Origin of the sequence: Streptomyces sp. NPDC005202 (assembly GCF_040608235.1) — a bacterium.
GTDB lineage: Bacteria > Actinomycetota > Actinomycetes > Streptomycetales > Streptomycetaceae > Streptomyces.
The window spans coordinates 19199-35973 of the sequence record NZ_JBEXHW010000047.1; the positions used below are offsets into that span (position 1 = coordinate 19199).

Annotated in this window: 9 protein-coding genes and 1 pseudogene; 9 read left to right on the forward strand and 1 reads right to left on the reverse strand. The window is 67.4% G+C overall.

Features of this window, described 5'->3' with window-relative positions; all coding sequences use genetic code 11:
- Positions 1 to 3: 3 nt before the first annotated feature.
- The 8 genes from ABZV31_RS35160 (at position 4) to ABZV31_RS35195 (ending at position 13402) form a co-directional block, all read left to right on the forward strand.
- Entirely contained in the window at positions 4 to 1332 is a 1329-nt protein-coding gene (locus tag ABZV31_RS35160) for an MlaD family protein (protein WP_355900909.1), read from the forward strand.
- A complete protein-coding gene (locus ABZV31_RS35165) occupies positions 1329 to 2585 on the forward strand; it encodes an MlaD family protein (protein WP_355900910.1) in 1257 nt (418 codons plus the stop codon). The genes ABZV31_RS35160 and ABZV31_RS35165 overlap by 4 nt, the downstream gene beginning before the upstream one ends.
- A gap of 4 nt (positions 2586 to 2589) precedes the next feature.
- Positions 2590 to 3894, forward strand: a complete 1305-nt coding sequence (locus ABZV31_RS35170; protein ID WP_355900911.1) for an MlaD family protein — start codon at positions 2590 to 2592, stop codon at positions 3892 to 3894.
- Positions 3895 to 3897: 3 nt separating this feature from the next.
- Positions 3898 to 6249 carry a hypothetical protein gene (locus tag ABZV31_RS35175; RefSeq protein WP_355900912.1) on the forward strand — a complete coding sequence of 784 codons (2352 nt, stop codon included), beginning with the start codon at positions 3898 to 3900 and terminating at the stop codon, positions 6247 to 6249.
- Entirely contained in the window at positions 6246 to 7475 is a 1230-nt protein-coding gene (locus tag ABZV31_RS35180; RefSeq protein WP_355900913.1) for a peptidyl-prolyl cis-trans isomerase, read from the forward strand. The genes ABZV31_RS35175 and ABZV31_RS35180 overlap by 4 nt, the downstream gene beginning before the upstream one ends.
- Positions 7476 to 7489: 14 nt before the next feature.
- Complete coding sequence (locus ABZV31_RS35185; protein WP_355900914.1) at positions 7490 to 7693, forward strand: hypothetical protein; 204 nt, start codon at positions 7490 to 7492, stop codon at positions 7691 to 7693.
- Between the two features lie 313 nt (positions 7694 to 8006).
- The gene (locus tag ABZV31_RS35190) at positions 8007 to 12776 is read left to right on the forward strand and encodes an AAA family ATPase (RefSeq protein ID WP_355900915.1); all 4770 of its coding nucleotides are present in this window, start codon (positions 8007 to 8009) and stop codon (positions 12774 to 12776) included.
- Positions 12773 to 13402 carry a response regulator transcription factor gene (locus ABZV31_RS35195; protein ID WP_355900916.1) on the forward strand — a complete coding sequence of 210 codons (630 nt, stop codon included), beginning with the start codon at positions 12773 to 12775 and terminating at the stop codon, positions 13400 to 13402. The genes ABZV31_RS35190 and ABZV31_RS35195 overlap by 4 nt, the downstream gene beginning before the upstream one ends.
- A gap of 49 nt (positions 13403 to 13451) precedes the next feature.
- On the opposite strand, the gene ABZV31_RS35200 is transcribed toward ABZV31_RS35195, so the two are convergent.
- Entirely contained in the window at positions 13452 to 14990 is a 1539-nt protein-coding gene (locus ABZV31_RS35200) for an AMP-binding protein (RefSeq protein WP_355900917.1), read from the reverse strand.
- A 539-nt stretch (positions 14991 to 15529) separates the two neighbouring features.
- Here ABZV31_RS35200 and ABZV31_RS35205 point away from each other — a divergent pair.
- Positions 15530 to 16420 (forward strand): annotated as a pseudogene (locus ABZV31_RS35205) (lytic transglycosylase domain-containing protein); the annotation flags it as partial.
- Between the last annotated feature and the right edge of the window lie 355 nt (positions 16421 to 16775).

Below are 16775 nucleotides of genomic sequence, written 5' to 3' on the forward strand. Positions count from 1 at the left end.
CAAATGTTCGGTAGGAATGAGGCCGGCGGCCGTCGGAAATTTTCCCCGGCGAAGATCGGTGTGCTGATGGCGGTGGTGACACTGGCGATCGGTGCCGCCCTGTTCAACAAGGACCGCATCGCCACCACGCTGAGCGCTGGCGACGTGCTGCGCATCAACTTCCCGGAGGACTACAAGCTCCGAGAAGACGTCACCGAGGTGAAGGTCGCCGGTGTTCCGGTCGGCCGGGTGAGCTCGGTCGACCGGAACGGCGACGGCACCGCCATGGTCGAGGTGAAGATCGACGACGGCGTGCGGGAGAAGCTCGGCAAGAGCCCGTCCGCGGAGGTCCGCCCGGTGACGCTGCTCGGCGGTAAGTACTACGTCGAGCTGGTTCCGGGCGGGGACAAGGGAAGTCCCGACGGTACGATCCCCGTCCAGCGCACCAAGGTCCCGGTCGAGCTCGACAAGGTCACCAGGGCGTTGCAGCCCTCGGCGCTGGACGGCGCGCGTTCGTCCATCGCCCAGCTGGACAAGACGCTCGGCAACGGCGGATCCACCGCCATCGACGAGTTGCTGGCCGACGCGCCGCCCGCGCTGGTGCCCGCGGGCCAGGTGTTGACCGCCGCCCAGGGCACCAACCCGCGCACGGATCTAACGAACCTGGTGCACGGCCTGGAATCCACCAGCCGCGTGCTCACCGAGCAGGACGGCCAGCTCGACTCCATCGTGCGGAATCTGTCGTCCACCAGTTCGGTGCTGGGCAACCGGGCTCGGGACATCTCCGGCACCCTCCAGACGTTGCCGGATGCCTTGCACAGCGCGAAATCCGGTCTGTCCCGACTGGACACCACGCTCGGGAAGCTGAAGAACACCGCCGATTCCGCGAGGCCGGTCGCGCGGGAACTGAACACGACGCTCAAGCACGCCGATCCGGTACTGGTGAAGGCCAAGCCCTTCGTCAGCAACGTCAGGAAGCTGCTGGTGGACACCCGCCCGCTGGTGCAGGACCTGGTGCCGGCCAGCCGGCAGGCCACCGAAGTGATGAATGGGCTGAACGGTCCGGTACTCGACCGGATCAACGGCCCGATCACCAAGTTCACGCTCTCGCCGTGGAACGGCACCGGGAACTACACGGGTTCGGGTTCCAACAAGCCGTTCTACAAGGAGGTCGGGTTCCTCGCCGCGAACATGGTGCGGGAAGCCGTGGTCTCGGACCGCAACGGGCACGTCATCATGGCGCACGCCGGGGTCGGGCCGGGCTCGGTCGGCGGGCTGCCCATCAGCTTCGAGCAGCTGGTCTCCCAGCTGATCCAGATGCCTGTCCAGAAATCGGAGGGTGGTCCCCGATGAGCAAGCTTCGCCGCCTGGTCCGGGCGTGGGAGCGGATGAAGAACGAGCCGGGGCTCAGCCGGAACGTCGCGGTCACCGTCGCGCTGGTCGTCCTGGCTGGGGTGGCCGGCGGCATCATCCTGACCAATCAGCGGTTTGACTGGCCCTGGGAGGACAAGTTCCCCTTCTACGCGACCCTGCAGAGCAGCCCGGGCGTGAGCCCCGGTAACGGGCAGGAGGTGCGCATCGCGGGCGTCCAGGTCGGCGAAATCAGGTCGACCGAGGTGGACGACCACGGGAACGCCAAGCTAGGACTGGCGATCGATCCGCAGTACCACGTCTACGACAACGCGAAGGTCGTGCTGCGTCCGAAAAGCCCGCTGAACGAGATGTACGTGGAGCTCAACCCCGGCGGCCCGCCGGGCAAAGAGCTCAAGAAGGACGGCGTGCTCCCGGTGGGCAACTCGACGCGGCCGATCCAGGTCGACGAGGTGCTCGGGCATCTCGACGTCAACACCCGGGAGGCGTTGACCAGCCTGCTGTCCGAGGCCGATGTGGCGCTCGCCAAGGCACCGAACCAGTTGCCGGAGGGGGTGTCCGCGACCGACCAAGTCGCCAGGAACCTGCGGCCGGTGGCGGAAGCGTTGCAGACCAGGAAGGACACGCTCGCCAAGCTGGTCACCTCGCTCCAGGAGATCGCCAGTAGCGTCGGTGGCGACGACAAGCGGCTTTCCGAGCTGGCCACAGCACTGCAGCGAACCCTGCACACCGTCGGCAAGCGCAACGATACACTCGACGCGACACTGGCCACGCTGCCCGACGTGACGCGCCAACTCAAGCAGGCGACCGACGCCGTGCAGGGCCTGTCCAACCAGCTCGATCCGACGCTGGACAACCTGCACAGGGCCACCGGCACGCTGCCGGACTCCTTGTCCCGCTTGACGAAAACCGTCGACCAGGTCGGCAACACGGTGGACTCTGCAGCGCCGGTGGTGGCCAAGGCCCGTCCGGTGGTCGCGGACCTGCGCCCGTTCGTCGGCAAGCTGAACGGAGCACTGCCGTCGCTCCGGTCGATCACCAAGAACCTCGACCCGGTGACCGGGAACCTGGTGTCCCATTTGAACGATCTCGGCGCGTTCGTCGTGCAGACCCGCTCGGTCACCAGCCTCACCGACAGCAACGCCGGTGTGCTGCGCGCCCAGGTGGGCATCGCGCCGTCCTCGATCCCGACCGATCTGTTCAATTTCCTGTCCACGCCGAAACCGGGTAGGTGAACCAATGCGCATAGCTCATGGCGCGCTACCGGCCATCCGACTGCTGGTGCTCTGCCTGTTCATCTCGGTGTGCGCGGTCATCTTTGCCTACCTGTGGGTGAATTCAGGCGGCAAGCTGCCGCTGGTCAGCAAGTCCGGCTACCAGGTTTCCTTCACCGCGCCGAAAACGGCGAACCTGGTGTACAACGGCGACGCGATGATCGCCGGCGTCCCGGTGGGCGACGTCGAGAAGATCGAGGTGCACGGCGGCAACGCTGAGGTCACGCTCCAGCTGAACAAGGAGCACCCGCTCCACCAGGGGGTCACCTTCCAGCTGCGGAACAAGACCCTCGTCGAGGAGACCTTCGTCCAGATCGTCGACGGTCACGGGCCGGAGATTCCCAGCGGCGCGAAGCTTCCGGCAGAAACGGTGAAACCGGCCGTCAAGCTCAACGACGTGCTGACCAGCCTCGACGGCGACACCCGGGCCGCGCTGGCGAGTAGCCTCCGGTCGCTCGGCACGGGCACCAAGGGCACCAAGCAGGACGTGTCCGCGGCGCTGTCCGGGCTCGGCGACGTCGGCAGGCAGGGGAACGACGCGCTCGGCGCGCTGGCCGCGCAGTCCCACGATCTGCGGCAGCTGGCCGGCAACAGCGCCACGCTGCTCGCCGCGCTGGACAGCCGCCAGGGCCAGATCGCCCAGATGGTGAAGAACGCGGATGAGCTGACCAAGGCGACCGCGGGCGGTGCCGAGCAGATTCAGGACGTCGTCCGGAGGCTGCCCACCCTAATGGACACCGCGAAGCAGGCCAGCACCGGGCTGAACAAGCTGTCCGGCTCACTGGCACCGGTCGCGAGGAACCTCAACGCGGCCGCGCCGGCACTGAACACGGCGCTGACGGAACTGCCAGCTACCTCGGCGGATCTGCGCGGTCTGCTGCCATCCCTCGACGGCGTGCTGAACAAGTCCCCGGCCACCCTGAGGAGGGTCCCGCAGCTGTCCACCGATCTGCGGCAGCTCATTCCCAACGCGCGGGTCGCGATGTCCGACGTCAACCCCATGCTGACCTACCTCCGGCCCTACGGACCGGAAATCGCAGCCTACTTCACGAACTGGAACGACAGTGTCATCAACGGCGACGCCAACGGCAAGTACTGGAACGTCTACCCGATCTTGGACGAGTACAGCGCCAAGGGGCTGCCGATCCCGCTCAACCACAGCCTGCTCGGCCCGCTGAACAAGCACAACCCGTACCCCTCGCCGGGCACGCTGAACAACCCTGGGCCGGAGAATAGGCCTTACCCGCGGGTGAAGAGGGACGGTGAATAGCCGGTGGCGCGACGCGGCGTGCGGAGGCTGATCGGTCGTCTGCGAGTTCGGGTGCCCGCGCGGTTGCGGGTTCGTCCCACCCGCAAGGGAATCATGATCGCGGCGGGCTTGGTGCTCGCGGCAGGAGCGTTGGTCGGCGGCCTCGCCAGATCCACAATGGAGACTGGAGTTGATTCGTTCCTCCCGTCCGGCGACAAGTCGGTCGCCAGGTTGAACGAGTTGGCCGGTTCGTTCGGCGGCGATCCGGTCGTGGTCCTGATGGAGTCCGAAAGCGAGCGGGAGCTGCTCGACGAGGACAACATCCAAAAGGTCCTCCAGCTGGAAGGCCGACTTTCCAGGCTGCCGGACGTCGCCGCCGTGTACGGGCCGGCGACGATCGTCAACCAGATCGCCAGCCGGACACAGCAGTTCCTGGCCGAGCTGACCGGCCGCCGGGATGCCGAGCGTGCCGCCGCGGAGGACGCCGCGAAGAAGTCCGGGGCGAGCGACAAGGCTGTCCAGAGCGCCGGTGACAAGGCGGTGCAGGCGTTCGACGCGCGGTACGGGCCGTTGCTGGTCCAGGGACTGCCCGCCGGGCTGCCCACGCTGCGGAACCCGAAGTTCGTCGGCAACGTGGTCTACAACCCCGACGGGCAGCCACGGCCACAATGGCATTTCGTGATCCCCTCCGCCGACTCGATCGCGATCCTGGTCCGGCCGCGGGAAGGGAGCACAGCCGACGCCACGGGACATCTGGTGTCCGGGATCCGCCAGGCGGTCGCGAAGTCCGGCATCCGCACCAAGGCGACCACGGTCTCCGGGGTCCCTGCGGTCGCCTCGGGTGTGGGGGAGCAGGTTGCGAAGGAGATCCCTCTCCTCGGCGGTATCGCCGTGCTCGCCGTCGCCGCGTGCTTCCTCTGCACGCCCTGGACCCGGCGGAGCCGACGGCTGGGCCCCGTGCTGACTGCCCTGCTCTCCACCGGCTTCACCGTCGCCTTGTTCGGCTGGCTGAATCGGCCGCTTTCCCTTGGCGTACTGGCGTTCCTCTCGGTGCTGCTGGGGATCGGCGCGTTCTACCCGATGTATTTTGCGCAGCGGGCCCGCCGTCGTGCCGTGCTGGCGGTGGCCGCCGGAACATCGGCCAGTTTCGCCTCGCTGACACTGTCGCCGTTGCCGTTCGTGCGCGATCTCGGGCTGGCGCTGTCAGTCGGGGTGCTCTTCTCCGCCCTCACCGGGCTGGCGCTCGCGCCCTGGCTCGCTGGCGCCCCGGCACCGCACGCTCGTGGCCGGTGGCGGTCAGCTGCCGCAATGGCCTGGCCGCCGTCGACGAGGGGCGTGCGGGTCGGGGTGAGCATGCTCCTCGTGGTGGCGGCGATCGCGGGCTGGACGCTGCTGCCCGGATTGCCGCTGCGCTCGGACTTCCGGAGTTTCGCGGACGGCCTGCCCGCACTGGCTGACGCAGATCAGGTCGAGCAGAGGGTCGGCTCCTCCGGCGAGCTCGACATCGTGCTCCGCGGCGACAACGTGCGTTCGGTCAAAGCGTTCGACTGGATGCGGCGGGCCCAGACAAGCGTGATCTCCACGCATGGCGACCGGATGCGGCCGGTGGTGTCGCCGGTTTCCCTGCTCCCGTTCCTCGGCCCGGCACCGACCGGTGACCAACTCACTTCGGCGCTCCGGCTGCTCCCGCCGTATCTGGTCGGTTCGGTGATCCGCAACGACGGCAAGGTCGCGGTGCTGAGCTTCGGCGTCGACATCAACGATCTCGGTGCGCTGCAACGGCTACGCGATCAGGTGCAGGCGAGCCTGCCGTCTGCCCCGCCCGGCTACCACACGGAACTGGCCGGGCTGCCGATGGTGGCGGTGACCGCGCAGGAGAAGGTGTCCGCCGACCGGACCTGGGGCAACCTCGCCGGTATCGGCGCGGCGGGCGTTGTCCTGCTCATCGGCTTGCGTCGTCGTTCCGACGCGGTCCGCGCGGTGGCCGCGGGCGCGATGGCCACCGGCGCCGGTTTCTGTGCGTTGTGGCTCACCGGAATCCCGCTCAGCCCCGTGACTGTGGCGTTGGGTTCCCTGACCACCGCGATCGGCTGCGAGTTCACCGTGCTGCTCTCCGAGGCGGCCAGGCAGGGCAGCAGGCGGCTGCTTCGCTCGGTGGTGCTGGCGACGGTGACCTCGGCCGTGGGTTACGCGGTGCTTGCCGCGTCTCGGCTTGCTGTGATCCGTGAGTTCGGCGTCTTGCTCGCGGGTTCGGTCGTCCTCGCGCTGCTCTCCGCGTCCTGCGTAGTCGCGATGACCGTGCGGCGGGAGCCCCGAAAACCGGTCCTTCAGCCGGAACCGTCCCAGAAGTCCACGGTAGTAGGAGTAATGGCATGAAAGCCGATGAACTTTCCATAGGGGACACCACGGACGGCATCGTGGACACCGAGGAAGCCGAGGACATCGCAGGTGCCGAGGAAGTCGAGGAAGCCGCAGGTCCCGAGGAGGTCGAGGACACGGCTGCCGAGCGGTCTGGCCGTCTGCGGCGGCTGGTCACGGTAGGCGGCCGGTTGCGGGTTCCGCGCTTGAAGCGGGCGAAGGCACTACTCGCCATCGTGCTCGTGCTCCTGCTCGGTGGCGGCACTGGCGGTTACTTCTGGTGGAAATCGGGAGAACTACCGGATGGCGTCGCTTTCCGTGTCGGCGGGAAAATGGTCCCGGTCGACGATTTGAACAAGGAAATGGACACACTTCGGGCGCTTTACGGCGTGCGGCGGCCGTCGGACGCGAAAGCCCTGGATCGGTATTGGCGGGACGGCGCGAAAGCACTGGCGGTCAGTGTCATTCTCGACGACGCCGAGCGTGCACGGAACATCAAGATCGCCGACAAAGCGGCGCGCGATGTCCTTTCTCGGTACATCTCGCAGCAGATCGGTGAGGGCCCGTCCGCGCAGGACGAATTCTTCCGGGTGCTCGGTAATGCCGGTACCTCCGAAGTCGCCGTGCTGACCGAGATCAAACGTCAGCTTGCGCTCAACCAGTTGTTCGACCAGGTCACCGCCGGCCAGTCGGTCACCGACCAGCAGGTCCGGAAGGCATTCGACCAGCGCCGTGATCAGCTGGGCACGCCGGAGCGACGGCACCTCCGGAACATCGTCGTGCGCACCAAGGAGGAAGCCGACCAGGTGCTCGCCGACATCCGGGCCGGCGCGGCGTTCAAGGACGTGGCCAAGCGGACCAGCCTGGACTCCACCGGCCCCTCGGGCGGAGACCTCGGCGAGCTGAGCCGCGACCAACTGGACGACCGCTACCGGGGACCGGCCTTCGCCGCGCAGCCCGGCACCGTGTTCGGCCCGGTGCACAACGAGCATGGCTGGAACGTGGGTAGGGTGGACCAGGTCCTCCCGCCGATCCCCGCAAAGTTCGCGCAGGTCAAGGGCCAGTTGAAGGACACGCTGCTGCTGGAGAAGTCGCTGGGCGTCTGGCGGCGCTGGCTGGCCGAGCAGATCAAGCACGCCGACGTGCAGTACGCCGACCGGTACCGGCCGGCCGACCCGGCGGCCCCGCCGGGGGACGAGTCCGTCCCCGGGAACGCCCCGGCGCCCACCCGGCCGTTGCAATGATCATCGCGAGGAGCGTGGTGCCGCTGCTTATGGCCGGCGCGCTGGTCGTGCTCGGCCGGTGGGGCCTACGCAACGCGCACCAGGTGCCGCCGTGGCTGTCGTCGAGGGACCGCCAGCGGCGATCGAGGACGCTGCGCCGTGGTGCCCGGACCTGTTACGTGGTCGCCGTGGTCTTCGCGGTGGCCGGGATCGGCACGCTTGTCCCGGTCGGTTGCTGATCTCCGAAGAGGTGCTTTTAGCTCGGTCTGACCTTTATGCAAGTAACTGGTCAGGTCAGTAAATTGCGGGGAGCCAGAGGTGCCCTTCCGTGAGCATGACGAGGGTTTCGAAAAAGTATCAGCCGTGTTTGGGCGGTGGACAGGTGGCTGCGTATCCAACAGAATTGAGCCCTTCCGATCGTGCCCGGATCAGGTGACGGCAGTGGCGTGATGCAATGCCCCTTGACCGTTGCGAAAGCGTCAACACTCGTACAAGCAAGGAGCTTCACAAGACCTCCACTCGTCAGGGCGTAGACGGAAATGCTCATCGTTGATGGACAAGACCGGGAGTACGGCAATGGCGCCAGATCTTCTGCGGTTTGACGGTGGAATCGAGGTCGTTCGCGACCTGCGTGCCTCGCGGGGAATAAGCACGGCACTCGGCGTCTCGGGAAAAGCGCGGAATCGTATTGTCGTCCGTCGGCTTGACCTTTCGTTGACCTGGCCGTGGAGCTGGGACTGGCTCGCCCAGGAACTCGATGTCATGTGGGGTTCCCGGCTGCCGCTCCTGATGCCGAGCAAGATCGCGAACACCAGTCCCGGGGAGGTGACCCTCACCCGGCCGTTCGTGGCGGGCCGGGACATCCGGGAATGGGCAGCGCAAGAACCGCGTCCGTCGATCGACGCCTACGTCCGGCTGATGTGCGAGCTGTTTTACGCGCTCGCCCAGTTGCACGGCATGGGGATCGCGCACGGCGGCCTGAAACCGGCGAACATCATGCTCACTGAGGACACCGGCCAGCTCGTCCTGCTCGACGCGGGCGTCTCCCGCACCCAGCTGGCCGCGACCACACCCCCCGTCGGCTCCGCCGATGGCCGGTACCTGCCGCCCGAGCATGCCGGGGACGTGCGCCGGACGGTCGGTTTCGCGGCGGACATCTACGCCTGCGGCTGGGTTCTGCTCGAAGCCGCCGCTGAGTGGAACCGCACTGCCAGTGCGTTGCGAGCGCAGGCGAAGAAGTACAGAACCACCCCGAAAGGGCTTGCTCACCTGCTCGCCGTAGTGGGCGTGCCGCCCGCGCTGCGGCCGATCTTCGAAAGGCTGCTCGGTCCTCTGCCGGAGCAGCGCTACGCCAGCGCCGAGGACGCGTTGGCCGGGGTCGAAGCGGTGCGGGCGACGAGTATCGGCGAGACCGGCCAGTCGCCGACCGCCACCCCGCGTACCGGCGGCACGCTCGCCTACGTCGACCCTCCACTCATCGGCAGGCGCGCGGAGCTGGGGAAACTCACCTCCTATGTCGAGGGCGCCGCTCGTTCCGCAGGGGCTGTGGTATGCCTGAGCGGCGAGTCCGGGGTCGGCAAGACCCGCTTGCTCGACGCGGTCGCCGCGCACGCCGACGACGCGGGGGTGACCGTCCTGCGTGGCGGCGCGTTCGATTACTCCGCGCAGCGCCCCCTCGGGCTGTTCGCGGAACCCTTGCGGGACATCATGCTCTACCTGCGCACCCACCCGGCCGAGGCCGAGATGGTCGGCCACGAGCTGGGTGAGCTCCTGCCGCCGGTAATCGAACTGGTCCCCGGGCTCTCCGCCATCTTCGCCGACCTGCCAGTGTCCGGCGTTGCCGGCGAGGCATTGATGGGCGGTTCCGCCTTGGCGGTCGCGACGGCCGTCACCCGGCTTTTCCAGGCAGTGTTCACCAACGCGCGCCCCGGGGTGCTCATCGTGGACGACTGCCAGTGGGCTGACGACCTCAGCTGGCAGGTGCTCGCCAAGCTGGCGTCGGCGATCTCCCGCGGGCCGGAGCAGGCCACGCATCTCAGTCTGATCAGCTCCTGCCGGCCGGAAGCCGTCGCGCAGGTGAAGACCTGGGGCAGCGCCGATTTCCTCGAGCTGCGACCACTGTCCTCTTCGGAAACCGAGGAACTGGTCCGGTCGGTCGGCGACCGGCTCCCGGCCGAGATCATCCCTTATGTAATCGGCTACTCCCGGGGTAACCCGCTGGAGACGCTGTCGGTCTTCCGCGCGCTCATCGATTCCTCCGCGCTGGTCCACGACGGCGATCGGTGGGCCGTGGACGAGCACGAGATGCGCTCGCTTCCGCTACTGTCCCAGTCCCGCTCGTTCCCTCCGGCCGACGGGCGCGAACCCGCGCAGGTGGACGTTTTCGTCTCCGCCCGGCTGGACCGGTTGCCGGCCGCCACCAAGCAGGCGGTTCGGCAGGGAGCCATTCTCGGCCGCCAGTTCTCGTCCTCGACGCTGTGCGATGCACTCGGTGTCGGGACGAGGGAAGCCCATCATCTGCTCCGGGAAGCGATGGACCGCGGGATCCTCCGGCAGGTACCCGGCGAGGGCGGCTTCGTGTTCACCCACGACCGGCTCCGGGACGCAGTGCTGCGGTCGTTGACCGATGACTGCCGTCGGGATCTGCACCGCCGGGCAGCGCAGGCGCTCGAACGGTCGGCCGAGGCACAGAGCGACTACGAGATCGCGTACCACTTCGATCGGGCAGGCCAGCTCGGTCTGGCGATGCCGTATGCGGTGCGGGCCGGCGAAGCGGGTCTGCGGCAGCACGCGCTCGACGTCGCGGAGAGCAATTTCAAGATTTCCGAGGCAGGGCTTCAACTTCTGGAGTCCGTCAGTGAGCTGGACAGGTTCCGGGTGTACAGCGGCCTGGGCGCAGTCCACATGCTGCTGGGCAACTATGACCTGGCGGCCAAGGAACTTTCCGTCGCCTACGACGCGGCGAACGCGCTCGACGGGATCGAGTCGGCCAGGGTAGCGACGCTGCTCGGCGAGTTGGCCTTCAAGACCGGTCGACTGGAGGACGCGGCGGACTGGATGAAACAGGGCATGCGGCATCTCGGTTTGAGGGTGCCGGATCGCTCCTGGGCGGCCGCCGTTTCCTGCGTCGGCGAGCTGGGGTTGCTGGCCCTCGGGCTGTGCCCGCGACGGTTGCGGCCGGGTAGGAAGGGGGCGGGGAGCGAACGGGCCCGGCTCGCGGCGCGTATCTACAACCGGCTGGTGTACGAGTGGTGGTTCGCGCGATCGCCGGTCTGGGTGGTCTGGGGGATGCTCCGCACTCTGCGGATTTCCCGGGCCGGCGGGAGCATGCGCGAACGGTCGCAGGCGTATTCCACCGCGGCGGTATGCATCGCCGGGCTCACCCCGGTTTTCGCGACGGTCGCGCTCCGGCTGGTGGTCCGCTCGCTGCGGCTTCGCCAGGCGGAGCACGAGGACTGGGGAATCGCGCAGTCGCAGCATTTCCGGGGCTTCGTGCTGCACGCGGCCGACCGTTACGAGGAAGCGATCAAGGCGTTTGACACCGCGATCGCCGCCTTTGATGTCGTCGGTGACCGGTGGGAACAGATCGCTGCGCGGTGGCAGAAGGCGCTTTGTCGGTACCGGCAGGGAAGGCTGCACGAAGCGGGGGTGATCGCACGCGAAACCTATTGGGAGGGCAAGCGGATCGGCGACCGCATCGGTGCGGGTACCGCACTCGCGATCTGGACCCGTTGCCTGCCCGGCGATGTCAGCGCGGACACGATCGTCCGTGAACTGCGGCAGACCAATTCGGACGATTTCCATACCACCGCGATGCTGCAGGCGGCCAGGGGCTGGCGGCTGTTCCATTCGGAACAGTACGAGCACGCGGTGGAGGCCTTCCGCAAGGCCAACGAGTCGCTGCGTGAGTCGGGCACCAGGAACCATTTCGTCGCGCCCATCGTGACCTCGCACCTGCAGGTGCTCCGTCTGTGGCACGACAAGGCGCCCGCCTGGTGGGCGCAGGAGCGGCGGGTCCGTGCCCAACTCGCCCGCCGCCAGCTGGCCCGTGCCCTGCGGTGGGCGCTCGTTTTCCGCGCCGAGCGCCCCGGGGTGTTGAGGGAATGGGCGGTGATGTCGTTCGCGCAGGGGCACGCGTGGCGTGGCCGGTTGCTCTTGCGTGCGGCGGTGCACAGCGCGACCCGCGCGCGGGCGGAGGGTGAACTCGCCGCCTGCTCGCTGGTGGCGGAGCATGCCTGGGCGGACGCGCGCCGTGGCTCGCTCGTCCGGCTGCGCCCGGCTTCGGAAATGTGCCGCCCGCTGGGGGTGCGGGTGGACCGCGGGATCGTCGAAGCGGTGTCGTCGCGAGTCATGCCCACGGTCGGGGACTCCTCGCGACACCAGGCGCTGGTCAGCGCCGTCGGCAGCATCGTTGCCTCCGACGACGTCGACGAGGTGCTGGAGAAACTGCGGGAGGCGACCGCCGCCACGACCACGGCGCGCCGGGTGGAGATCGCCAGCGGCGACGCCGCGGAAGAACTGGTGCCGACGAAACGGACCGAACGCGTCGCCAAGAAGGTGATGATCGACGGTTTCGAAGCGAAATCGGTGGTCGCGGCCTTCCCGCTCGGCCAAGGCGATCAGCACGCGCCGACCGTCGAGGTACTGGCTGCGCTCGCGGGTGCGGTCATCGAACGGGAAGGGCTCCGTCGCGAGTCCATGGAGCGGATCGTCGAAGTACAGGAGGCCGAGCGTGATCGGATCGCGCGGGACCTGCACGACGAGTTCGGCCACCTATTCGCCGGCATCATGGACGGGCTCGGCAAATTGGAGCAAGCCGGCGACGAAACCACACGCAGACTCACCGTGGACGTGCGGGGGATCGTCCGGCAAGGGATTCAGGCGGTGCGCACGGTGGCCTGGTCGCTGCGGCCGTCCGGGCTCGACGACCTCGGCCTGCCCGGCTGTATTGAGCAGTTTGTGGAGGACTGCCGCCGGATCTTCCCGATCCAGTTCGAGCTGGGCGTGATCGGGCAGGGGGGTCAGATCCCGGCGTCGGCGGAAACCGCGCTCTTCCGCATCGTGCAGGAAGCACTGACCAATGTTGGCAGGCACAGTCGAGCCACCGAGGCAAGCGTCGTGCTCGTTTCCTCCGGCGACACCGTGCGGGTGGTCGTCGAGGACGACGGGGTCGGCTTCGACGTCGATCGGAACAGACAGGGCAGGTCGCTCGGGCTGATCGGGATGCGGGAGCGGGCGCGACTGGCCGGTGGCCGGTTGACCATCGATTCCCAGCCGGGTCAGGGCACGACCGTGATGGTGGAGGTGCCGACCAGACGATGATCGGTGTAGTGGTGTGTGACGACCACGGCATTATCCGTTCCGGGATCCGCCGGATCCTCGAGGGCACGCCGAACTTCCAGCTCAGAGCCGCCGCCCCGACGGGGAAATTGCTCGTCGAGGCGATCGAGCAGTACCGGCCGGAGCTGGCGGTGGTCGACATCCGGCTGCCGGACGGCAGCGGGCTCGACCTGCTGGGCTCGATCGCCGCGATCTCGCCCGGCACCAACGTCGTGATGCTGAGCATGTACAGCGCCCGAGGCTATGTGGAGAAGGCGAAGATTCTCGGGGCCAGGGGCTACATCACGAAGGAATGTATGGAGGAAGAGCTCATCGAGGTCCTGCACGCGGTCATGAAGGACGACAAGTTCGTCACGTACGTGCCGGAAGAAACGGCTTCCCAGGGCGCTGAGAGGCATCCGAACGTGGACTTGGACAGCCTGTCGTCCAGGGAGCTCGAAGTGCTGAAGCTCATCGCCGCCGGCCTGACGAACTCCGAGGTGGCGGACGAACTCCGCATCTCGCCTCGGACGGTGGAGAGCCACCGCGCCAGCGTGCAGCGAAAGCTGATCGTCCGCAGCCGGGCGGAACTCGCCAGGGTGGCCCGCGAGGCCGGCCTCCTGGACTGACTCGTGAGCGATGCGGCCGGGCAGAATGGCCGCATCGCTCACGAGTTGTTCAGTTCACCTTGCGCTGCATGCCTTTCCAGTACGGCTCCCGAAGCTTGAACTTCTGGATCTTCCCCGTGGCTGTCTGCGGGATTGCGGTGCGGAACTCCACCGAGGTCGGCGCCTTGTACCCGGCCAGCCGTTGCTTGCAGTGCGCGATGATCTCCGCCTCGGTGACCGTCGCGCCGTCGGCCTTGACCACCAGCGCCTTGATCGTCTCGCCCCATTTCTCGTCCGGCACGCCGATCACCGCCACCGCGGCCACCTCCGGGTGCGAGAAGATGCAGTCTTCCACCTCGATGGAGGAGACGTTCTCGCCACCGGTGACGATCACGTCCTTCTTCCGGTCCGAGATCGTCAGGTGCCCCTCGTCGTCGACCGACCCGCCGTCGCCGGTGTGGAACCAGTTGTCCCGCAACGCGTCCGCGGTGGCTTCGGGGTTGTTCCAGTAACCGTCCATAATCACGTTCGAGCGGGCCAGCACCTCGCCCGAATCGGAAATAAGCAGCCGCGTCCCCAGCGCCGGAATCCCAGCGCGGGACAGCTTGCGCGCGCGTTCCTCGGCGGGCAGGGCGTCGTCCGCCGAGCGGGAGCGGTTGAAGGTCAGCAGCGGAGAGGTCTCGGTCAGGCCGTATATCTGCAGGAACTCCCAGCCCAGTTCCTCACCGATGCGCGCGATGGTCCGGCTAGGCGGCGGCGCACCGGCGCACACCACCCGCACCCGATCGCGGCCTGGAATCTCCCCCTCCCACCGCTGCGCCGCCTCGAGCACCGCGTTCCACACCGCGGGCGCGCCGCACATCAACGTCACTCCGTGCCGCTCGACGCGGCGGAGGATCTCCGTGCCGTCCACCTTGCGCAGCACGATCTGCTGGGCGCCGAGCCCGGCGAGGCCGAAGGGCATTCCCCATCCGTTGCAATGGAACATCGGCAACGTGTGCAGGTACACGTCGTGCTCCCAGGCGCGGGTGTGTACGGCGAGGGTTACTGCGTTGACCCAGATGTTGCGGTGGGTCAACTGCACGCCCTTGGGCCGAGCGGTGGTGCCCGAGGTGTAGTTGATGGTGGCCGTCGCGTTCTCGTCGGGCGACGCCCATGGGACCGGCTCGGTGGCGAACCGCAGCAGTTCCGTGTCCGTCTGCTCGCCCAGCACGAACCGGTGCGCCACCTTGATGTGGGACAGCGCTGCTTCGAGTTCCGGATCGACGAGCAGCACGGACGCGCCGCTGTGCTCGACGATGTAGCGGACCTCGTTGCTGCTGAGCCGGAAGTTCACCGGCACACAGATCCGGCCGCTGCTGGGCACCGCGTGCAGGAGTTCGAGCAGGCGCGCGGAGTTGTGGCTGACAACCGCCACACGTTCGCCCGCACTGATCCCCAGCGCATCGAAACCTGCCTGCCAGGCGCGGACCCGGTTGGCGAGATCGCGGTAGGTGAGCTGCCCGAGAGGGTCCGCCGGTTGGCTCGGCTCGTCGACCACGGCCACACTCTCGGCGAAGCCGGTCTCGCCGCGCTCCAGGAAGTCCGCGACGGTGAATGGGACGTGCATTGCTCTACCTCCGCAAGGATTGGCACAGCCGTTGGTGCACGGCCTTGCAACACGGTAGCCCGGTGTAACCTCATCAACTTCCGTAGTTTTTCCGGATGTCCACCTTCGTGGAGAATTCTTAAATGAGTGAAGTTGTCTGTGGCACCGAGGTTGCGTTCGCGGGATTGACGGGTGGAGCTGGCCAGCTCGGATGCCTCGCGCTCGGCCAGATCACCGGATCAGATACGGCGGTGTATGCATGTGGAATAACTTGGCGCCGGACGTCGAAACGTTCGCCAATGTGCTGTTGAGCAGGCCGACACGGTGATTGGGTCAAGTTGAACCGAACCGGGACGATGAACGCGGTCGATTCGGTTGCGGAGGAGCGCCGCTGCAGGTCGAACAGCGCGCACTTTACGCAAGCCTAATAGAAGCACAGAACTAGCCCGCACGGGAGATGTGAACTCCATATCACTCGAAGTATCTATGCATTCGTCTCACAAGAGACAAGTTGTCGCCGTGTCAATGTTCGCAATCTGAGATTGGGAGGGGTTTTGCGCATGTCGGGGAAGTTCGGTTTGCGGATACGCAGAGGTGTCACGGGAACGGCGGTCGCTGCGACGGCGATGGCGGCGCTCACCGCCTCGCAGGCTCCAGGCGTGGTCGCTCCCGCCGCGAAGGTCACTCCGCTGTCTGGCTCCTCCACTTCGGGTGCTACGCCCTATTACACCGCTCTGCCTCCGCTGATGACGCCCGGTAAGCCGGGTCCATCCGCTGATTTGTCGGCGTCCGGTTCCAGAGTGATCGGTGGCGCGGCCATTCCGGCCACCGTCCTCGACGCGTACAGGAAGGCCGAAGCCGCGCTTGCACAGAGCAACCCGGGCTGCAACCTGCCCTGGCAACTCCTCGCCGCCATCGGCCAGGTCGAGTCCGGTCAGGCTTGGGGCGGGCGAGTGACCGCCGACGGTACGACGCGCTCGCCCATCCTTGGCCCTCAGCTCAACGGCAATGGTTTCGCCAACATCTCGGACACCGACAACGGTGTGTACGACGGCGATGCCACATACGACCGGGCGGTCGGCCCGATGCAGTTCATCCCGTCCACCTGGGCGACCTGGGGCACCGATGGCAACGCCGACGGCAAGAACGACCCCAGCAACATTTACGATGCCGCCTTCGCTGCCGGCCGGTACCTGTGCGCGGGCGGACGCGACCTGTCCAATTCGAACGACCTAGACCGGGCGATCCTCGGCTACAACCACTCCGCGGAATATCTGCGCACCGTCAAGTCCTGGTTCGAGTACTTCAAGAGCGGCCATCACGAGGTGCCGAACAGCACCGAGACGGGTCCCTACCCGTTGCCGGACTCCGCGAGCGGGTACTCCACCCCCTCGACCTCGCCCTCGCCCAGCAAGTCGAGAAGTCCGAAGCCCAGTGGCTCGTCGCCGTCCAAGCACAATCCCAAGCCGAGTCCGACGCCGGCGCCGAGGCCGACGCCTGCCCCGAACCCATCGAAGGGCCAGCCCGGCGGAGAGCCCGACGCACCCCCAGTCACCGTCCCCGACATCGGATCCAAGCTGCCCGGCGCCGTCAGGAACCTCGTCCTTCAGCCCCGCCTGGAGGGGATGGTCGACACCGTCTCAGGTCTCGTCGCGCCCACTCATAAGGCCGTTTCGGCGTCCAGGGAGGTCCCGCTCTTGCCGGGCGCCTAAGACCGTGTCCTACGTGGTGAGGCGGACGAGGCGCTTGTAGCAGCACAGGGCGGCGGCGAGACCGAGAAAGGCCAGGTAGTTCCGGGGATTCCGC